At 67.7% G+C, this 4,678-nt stretch carries 6 protein-coding genes; 3 read left to right on the top strand and 3 right to left on the bottom strand.

Going from position 1 to position 4,678, the window contains the following annotated elements:
* From Q0581_RS14270 to Q0581_RS14260, 3 genes are all read left to right on the top strand, one after another.
* A partial coding sequence (locus tag Q0581_RS14270) for a DEAD/DEAH box helicase (protein WP_298701120.1) occupies positions 1–1,533 on the top strand: 1,533 nt, incomplete at its 5' end.
* 100 nt (positions 1,534–1,633) lie between these two features.
* Positions 1,634–2,686 (top strand): diguanylate cyclase, encoded by a 1,053-nt coding sequence (locus tag Q0581_RS14265; RefSeq protein WP_298701119.1) that lies wholly within the window; start codon positions 1,634–1,636, stop codon positions 2,684–2,686.
* A gap of 43 nt (positions 2,687–2,729) precedes the next feature.
* Entirely contained in the window at positions 2,730–3,518 is a 789-nt protein-coding gene (locus tag Q0581_RS14260; protein ID WP_298701121.1) for a lysophospholipid acyltransferase family protein, read from the top strand.
* Here Q0581_RS14260 and Q0581_RS14255 read toward each other — a convergent pair.
* The 3 genes from Q0581_RS14255 to Q0581_RS14245 all read right to left on the bottom strand — a co-directional run.
* The gene (locus Q0581_RS14255) at positions 3,496–3,861 is read right to left on the bottom strand and encodes a TfoX/Sxy family protein (RefSeq protein WP_298701118.1); all 366 of its coding nucleotides are present in this window, start codon (positions 3,859–3,861) and stop codon (positions 3,496–3,498) included. The genes Q0581_RS14260 and Q0581_RS14255 overlap by 23 nt on opposite strands.
* A gap of 3 nt (positions 3,862–3,864) precedes the next feature.
* Entirely contained in the window at positions 3,865–4,248 is a 384-nt protein-coding gene (locus Q0581_RS14250) for an iron-sulfur cluster assembly accessory protein (protein ID WP_298701117.1), read from the bottom strand.
* A 167-nt stretch (positions 4,249–4,415) separates the two neighbouring features.
* Positions 4,416–4,678 (bottom strand): DUF59 domain-containing protein (locus Q0581_RS14245; protein WP_298701116.1); only part of this gene is annotated, 263 nt, incomplete at its 5' end.

Below are 4,678 nucleotides of genomic sequence, written 5' to 3'. Positions count from 1 at the left end.
CTGGGCCTTTCGCCCACGACCCTGCAAGCGGTCGCCGATACCGGCTATACGACCGCCACCCCCATTCAGGAGCAGGCCATTCCGGTGGCCCTGGCCGGCCGCGATGTTCTGGGCATCGCCCAGACCGGCACCGGCAAGACGGCGGCCTTCACCCTGCCGATGGTGGACCGCCTGGCGTCGGGCCGCGCCCGCGCTCGCATGCCGCGCGCCCTGGTTCTGGCCCCCACCCGCGAACTGGCGGATCAGGTGGCCGAGAGCTTCGCCAAATACGCCAAGGGTACGCGCCTGAACTGGGTGCTGCTGATCGGCGGGGTGTCGATGGGCGATCAGGTGGCCATGCTGAACAAGGGCGTCGACGTGCTGATCGCCACGCCCGGCCGCCTGCTGGACCTGTTCGATCGCGGCAAGATGCTGCTGACCGGCGTCGAGATCATGGTCATCGACGAGGCCGACCGCATGCTGGACATGGGCTTCATTCCCGACATCGAGCGCATCTTCAAACTGACGCCGCCGCGCCGCCAGACCCTGTTCTTCTCGGCCACCATGCCGCCCGAGATCACCCGGCTGACGACCCAGTTCCTGAAGGACCCGACCCGGATCGAGGCGTCGCGTCCGGCCATGACGGCCGACACCATCACCCAGTATGTCGTGCGCATTCCGACCTCTGACCCCAAGGCCAAGCGCACCGCCCTGCGCGCCCTGGTCAGCCGTGAGGACGTGCGTAACGGCATTGTCTTCTGCAACCGCAAGTCCGAAGTCGATATCGTCGCCAAGTCGCTGAAGACCCACGGCTTTGACGCTGCGCCCATCCATGGCGACCTGGACCAGAGCTTGCGCATGAAGACCCTGGCGGACTTCCGTTCGGGCGCGCTGAAGATTCTGGTGGCGTCGGACGTCGCCGCGCGGGGCCTGGACATCCCCGACGTCAGCCACGTCTTCAACTATGACGTTTCGCACCACGCCGACGACTATGTGCACCGCATCGGCCGCACGGGCCGCGCCGGCAAGCTGGGCCAGGCCTTCATGATCGTGACGCCCGCCGACGACAAGTCGTTGGACAAGGTGCTGAAGCTGATCAAGAAGGATCCGGTCGAACTGCCGCTGGACGGCATCGACTTCGCCGCCATCAAGGATCAGCCGCGCCGCGACAGCGACCGTTCGCGCGGTCGTGGCCGCAGCGAGCGGCCGCGCGGTCGCCGTGAGGCGGAGCCGGCGCTGGAAAGTCCGGTCGTCACGGCCGACGTCCCCGCCATTGAAGCCGCGGCTGAGCCGATCACCGAGGTTCCGGCGCCCGCCGAACCGCGCGCGCGTCGCGGACGCCGCAGCAAGACGGGCGGCGCGGCCGAGGCTGCAGCGGCTCCGGCGGCTGAGACTGCGGCTGCGGCCCCGGCCACAGCTCCGGCTTCGACGCGTCCCGCCGCCGAACCACGCTTGCGCCAGTCGGAACGCGACGGCGGCGAACGTCAGGAGCCGCGCGCCGGCGCTGGGTTCGGCGACGACATTCCCGCCTTCCTGCGCCGCTCGGCCTTTTGAGCGAACACCGTCGTTTTTAGCCGCGCAATTAACGGCTCCTTACGGTTCGACGGCATAGCTTCCTCCTGGGCCAAGAAGCGCGCCCTGGGGGAAGGCCGGAATGACGCAGATCGAGACGACGCTACGCAGCCCTGACGCCTATGGGCTGGCGCACCGCGTGGTTGACGAGATGCAGGCCTGCGGCGTGTGGCCCACCCCGCTGAATTTCGAGCTGTGGCTGCATTATCTCAGCGACCCGCAAGGCCTGCTGGCGTGCGAGATCAAGCGCCTGATAGCCGCGAACGAGGTGTTCACCGAGGCGACGTCGGAAATGCTGGCGGCCGAATATCTGCCGCGCGCGCGCCTGTCGGATGAAATCCGCGACGCCGGCGCCGTGCTGAACCGCGAGCTGTCCAGCGTGGCCGAGGCCATCGCCACGGCGCACAAGAGCCAGGCCGCCTATGGCGCCACCCTGGCCGATGCGGCCGCGGGCATCGAAACCGCCGACGGCGGCGCCAGGCTGAAGACCCTGGTGACCACCCTGTCCAGCGCCACGCGCAAGATTCAGGGCGAGAACGCCACCCTGGAACAGAAGCTGGAAGCCTCGACCCGCGAGGTCGCCCGCCTGCGCGAACACCTGGAACAGGTGCGCCGCGACGCCATGACCGACGCCCTGACCAATCTGGCCAACCGCAAGGCGTTCGACGAGAAACTGGCCAAGCTGTGCGCCGATGCCGACAAGGGCGGTCAGGCGCTGACGCTGGCGGTGATCGACATCGACCACTTCAAGCGCTTCAACGACACCTGGGGCCACCAGACCGGCGATCAGGTGCTGCGCTATGTCGCCAGCGTGCTGAACCGGGTGGCCAAACATCCGCGCGTCGCGGCCCGCTATGGCGGCGAAGAGTTCGCCATGCTGTTCCCCGGGGAGTTCGCGCCCGACGTCGACGCCGCCCTGAACGCTATCCGCAACGAGATCGCCAGCCGCGCCCTGCGTCGCCGCTCGACCAATGACGAACTGGGCGCCGTGACCATTTCGGCCGGCTTCGCCCAGCGCAAGCGCGGCGAGACGCCCTCCATGCTGCTGGAGCGTGCCGACGAGGCGCTGTACGCTTCCAAGCGGGCGGGCCGGAACCGGATCACCGACGCCGAAACCCTGCTCCAGGCTGCGTGAAGCCTGCTGGCCTGAGCCGCAGGCCGTGCCATAAGACGGCATGATCCGCAGCCTTCTGTTCGCCGTCGCCTATTGGACCCTGTCCATCGCCTATACGCTGGCGGCCGTGATCGCGGCCCTGGCGCCGGGGCGTGGGGCGACCGGCTGGATCATCCGCCGTTATGTGCGGCGCATGGTGCAAGCGATGCGGCTGCTGGCCGGCATCCGCATCCAGTATCGGGGCGAGGACCGCCTGCCCGCCGGGGCCTTCATCCTCGCCGCCAAGCACCAGAGCTGGGGCGACGGCTTTTCCGTCTATGACCGGTTCCAGGACCTGGCCTTCGTCACCGGCGACCATCTGGAGAAGTTTCCGCTTCTGTCGACCGTCCTGACCAAGCTGGGCGCCATTGTGGTCAACAACTGCGGAGGCTCCAAGGCGCGCGAGGCGCTGAAAACCCGCGCCGCCGACGCTCATGCCCAGGGGCGACGCATCCTGATCTACCCCGAGGGCAATCTGGCCAGGGTGGGCGAGAAATTCCGCTATCGCTCGGGCGTCTGGCACATGTACCGCGACTTCGACATGCCGGTCGTGCCGGTGGCCACCAACCTGGGCCTGTTCTGGCCCGGCGAGGCGTTCCGCAAACACCCCGGCACGGCGACGCTGGAGTTCCTGGACCCCATTCCCACCGGCCTGGCCAAGGACGAATTCCTGGCCCGCCTGGAAGCCGCCGTGGAAGGCAAGACCGCCGAACTGGTGGCCGAGGCGACGGGTCAGCCGGTCACCGACGCCGTCCGCGTTCTGGCGCCGGACGAGGCGCGGCGGGCGGCGGCTATGGCGTCTTCGGCTTCCTGACCGTCTTCGCCGCCGCCGTCCTGAGCGCCGCGTCCAGCGACATCCGCGCCCAGCGCACGGCTTCATCCGGATCATCGACGGCGGGTTCCGGCAGGCTCCAATAGGCCATGGTCATCATCACCCCGTCCTTCATCGGATAGGTGAACTGGCGCGCCCCGGCGTCGCGCAGCGCCGGTTCATTCTGGTCGTCGGACTTCAGCCACACGACGCCGTCGTCCAGCAGGGCGAAGATCAGGCCGTTCGCAGAGACACCGGCCCCGCCGAACATCCGCTTGATCGTCAGCGGCCCCAGGCCGGCGAAATGCTCATGCACCCATTCGCCGAACAACGGGTCATAGGCCATGGCTCAGGCCCGTTCCGCCGGAACGATCGTCACGCTTTCCCCGCAGCCGCAAGCGTCGGTCTGGTTCGGGTTTCGGAACACGAATTTGGACGCCAGCTTGGTGACCTCGAAGTCGATCTCGGTTCCGATCAGGAACAGGATGGCCTTGGGGTCGATGACCACGGTCGCGCCCTTGTCGGTCACCACCTCGTCCAGCGGGCCGATCTCGTCGGCGAAGGCGAAGGTGTATTCCTGACCGGCGCAGCCGCCGTTCTTGATGCCCACACGCAATCCCTTGTGGCCGCCATTTTCGGTCAGTTCGCGCACCCGTGCAGCCGCCGCCTCGGTCAGGGTCAGAACCTGCGGGCGCGGACGGCGGGGACGGGGCGTGGTGGCGAGTTCGCTCATTGGTCCCTACTCCTGCGTCATCCTCGGGCTTGACCCGAGGATCAGGGGTTGCGCCGAGCTCGTCGTGTCCGATGCGGCGCCGCACGTGCCGCAACTCCAGCCGCTCAGCGCCTGACGGTCTGGCCCTCGGGTCAAGCCCGAGGGTGACGATGTGAAGGGCGCAATCATCAGAACATGTTGAGCGCGAGCTTGGCCTCGTCGCTCATTTTCGAAGGATCCCACGGCGGGTCGAACACCAGATTGGCGCGCGCCGATTTCACGCCTTCGACCGTCATCACCGCCGCTTCAACCCAGCCGGGCATTTCGCCGGCGACCGGACAGCCGGGCGCCGTCAGGGTCATTTCCACCAGCACGTCGCGGTCGTCGTTGACGTCAACCTTGTAGATCAGGCCCAGCTCATAGATGTCGACCGGGATTTCCGGGTCGAACA

Origin of the sequence: uncultured Brevundimonas sp. (assembly GCF_937863155.1) — a bacterium.
In the GTDB taxonomy this organism is placed as follows: Bacteria; Pseudomonadota; Alphaproteobacteria; order Caulobacterales; family Caulobacteraceae; genus Brevundimonas.
This window is presented reverse-complemented; position numbering and strand designations above follow the sequence as displayed.

What these genes read in the sequence shown, in the direction of transcription:
- Q0581_RS14250 (WP_298701117.1), bottom strand. Translation starts at nt 4,248, where the DNA reads ATGAGCGAACTCGCCACCACGCCCCGTCCCCGCCGTCCGCGCCCGCAG.
- Q0581_RS14255 (WP_298701118.1), bottom strand. Translation starts at nt 3,861, where the DNA reads ATGGCCTATGACCCGTTGTTCGGCGAATGGGTGCATGAGCATTTCGCC.
- Q0581_RS14265 (WP_298701119.1), top strand. Translation starts at nt 1,634, where the DNA reads ATGACGCAGATCGAGACGACGCTACGCAGCCCTGACGCCTATGGGCTG.